The following is a 2,083-nucleotide window of genomic DNA, read 5'->3' as shown; positions in this document are numbered from 1 at the left end:
CCGTGCGCGGGTGCCCCGCGCCCCCCGCGCACGGGGCGCCCCCGGCTGCCGCGGCTGCCCGGGCGCCCCCCGCCCGTCCTACGCCGCGTGCCGCACGTAGCGTTCGGCGACGTCCCGCAGGAGTTCCTCGCCGTCGCGCTTCCACAGCTCGTCGTTGAACAGCTCCACCTCGACCGGCCCGTCGTAGCCGGCCGCGTCCACCAACTCCCGCCAGTGCCGCAGATCGACGGAGCCCTCCCCGATGAGGCCGCGGCCGTTGAGGACCTCCGCGGGCAGCGGGGTCACCCAGTCGGCGAGCTGGAAGGAGTGGATCCGGCCCGCGGCGCCCGCGCGCGCCACGGCCGCGGGCGCCCGGTCGTCCCACCAGACGTGGTACGTGTCGACCACCACGCCCACCTGCTCCGCCGGGAACCCCTCGGCCAGCGCGAGCGCCTGGTCCAGCGTGGAGACCACGCAGCGGTCGGAGGCGAACATCGGGTGCAGCGGCTCGATCGCGAGGCGCACGCCCCGCTCCCCCGCGTACGGGGCGAGTTCGCCGAGCGCGTCGGCGATGCGTCCCCGGGCGGCCGCCAGGTCGCGCTCGCCGTCCGGCAGCCCGCCCGACACCAGCACGAGGGTGTCCGTGCCGAGGGTGACGCACTCGTCGATCGCGGCCCGGTTGTCCGCGAGCGCGGCGGCCCGCGCGTCCGCGTCGAGCGCCGTGAGGAAGCCGCCCCGGCACAGGGTGGTGACGCGCAGGCCGGCGTCCCGTACGAGCGCGGCCGCCGCGCCGACCCCGTACGCCTGGACGGGCTGCCGCCACAGGCCGACCCCCGGGATCCCGAACCGCACGCACGCGTCGGTCAGTTCGGGGAGCGGCAGCTGCCTGACGGTCATCTGGTTGATGCTGAAGCGGGCGAGGTCGCCCGCGACGCGCTCGGCGCCGGCCGGTGCCTTCACTGGGGGACTCCGTACAGGTCCAGCAGGCCGCGCATCCGGGCGGCCGCGAGCGAGGGATCGGGGAACAGCCCGAGCGTGTCAGCGAGTTCGTACGCGCGGGCCAGGTGGGGCAGGGAACGGGCCGCCTGCTGGTGGCCCACCATCGCGAAGTGGTCCTGGTGCCCGGCCAGCCAGGCCAGGAACACCACGCCCGTCTTGTAGAAGCGGGTCGGCGCCTCGAACAGGTGCCGCGACAGCTCCACGCTCGGGTCGAGCAGGTCCCGGAAGCCCTTCACGTCGCCGGTGTCCAGCACCCGCAGGGACGCGGCGGCCAGCGGTGCCAGCGGATCGAAGATCCCCAGCAGCGCGTGGCTGAAGCCGTGTTCGTCGCCCGCGACGAGCTCCGGGTAGTTGAAGTCGTCGCCGGTGTAGCAGCGCACGCCCCGCGGCAGGCGGCGGCGCACGTCGATCTCGCGGCCCGCGTCCAGCAGCGAGATCTTGATGCCGTCGACCTTGTCCGGGTGGTCCTCGATGACCTGGAGGAACGTGGTGGTGGCGGCGTCGAGGTCCCTGCTGCCCCAGTAGCCCTCCAGGGCCGGGTCGAACATCGGGCCGAGCCAGTGCAGGATCACCGGCTCACGGGCCTGCCGCAGGAGATGCGCGTACGTCTCCAGGTACACGTCCGGGCCGTCGGCGGCCGCCGCGAGGGCGCGAGAGGCCATCAGGACGGCCTGGGCGCCGGTGTCCTCGACGAGGGCGAGCTGCTCCTCGTACGCGGCCCGCACCTCGGCCGGGGAGTGCGCACCGGGCCCGAGCTGGTCGGTGCCCACGCCGCACGCGATGCGTCCGCCGACGGCCCTGGCCTCGGCCGCCGACCTGCGGATCAGCTCCGCGGCGCCCCGCCAGTCGAGGCCCATGCCGCGCTGTGCGGTGTCCATGGCCTCCGCGACGCCGAGGCCCTGCGCCCACAGATGGCGGCGGAAGGCGAGCGTCGCGTCCCAGTCGAGCACGGCGGGCGCGTCGGGCGTGGTGTCCGCGTACGGGTCCGCGACGACGTGCGCCGCGGAGAAGACCGTACGGGACACGGCCGGTGCACCGGCTCGCGGCGCGCCGCCGCCCGGGGCGGTGCCACGCGTGACGCCGCCGCCGTCGGCCGAGCCGTCGG

2 protein-coding genes are annotated in these 2,083 nt (G+C 75.8%); both read right to left on the bottom strand.

Annotated features, from left to right (window positions below):
* Window positions 1–78 precede the first annotated feature (78 nt).
* On the bottom strand, window positions 79–876 hold the full coding sequence (locus L1885_RS27595) for a sugar phosphate isomerase/epimerase family protein (protein WP_235799875.1): 798 nt from the start codon (window positions 874–876) through the stop codon (window positions 79–81).
* Between the two features lie 59 nt (window positions 877–935).
* A partial coding sequence (locus L1885_RS27590) for a dihydrodipicolinate synthase family protein (protein WP_235799874.1) occupies window positions 936–2,083 on the bottom strand: 1,148 nt, incomplete at its 5' end.

The organism is Streptomyces fuscigenes (genome assembly GCF_021556455.1).
In the GTDB taxonomy this organism is placed as follows: Bacteria; Actinomycetota; Actinomycetes; order Streptomycetales; family Streptomycetaceae; genus Streptomyces; species Streptomyces fuscigenes.
The sequence above is the reverse complement of the archived record's forward strand: the minus strand, read 5'-3'. Positions and strand labels throughout refer to the sequence as shown.

What these genes read in the sequence shown, in the direction of transcription:
- L1885_RS27595 (WP_235799875.1), bottom strand. Translation starts at nt 876, where the DNA reads ATGACCGTCAGGCAGCTGCCGCTCCCCGAACTGACCGACGCGTGCGTG.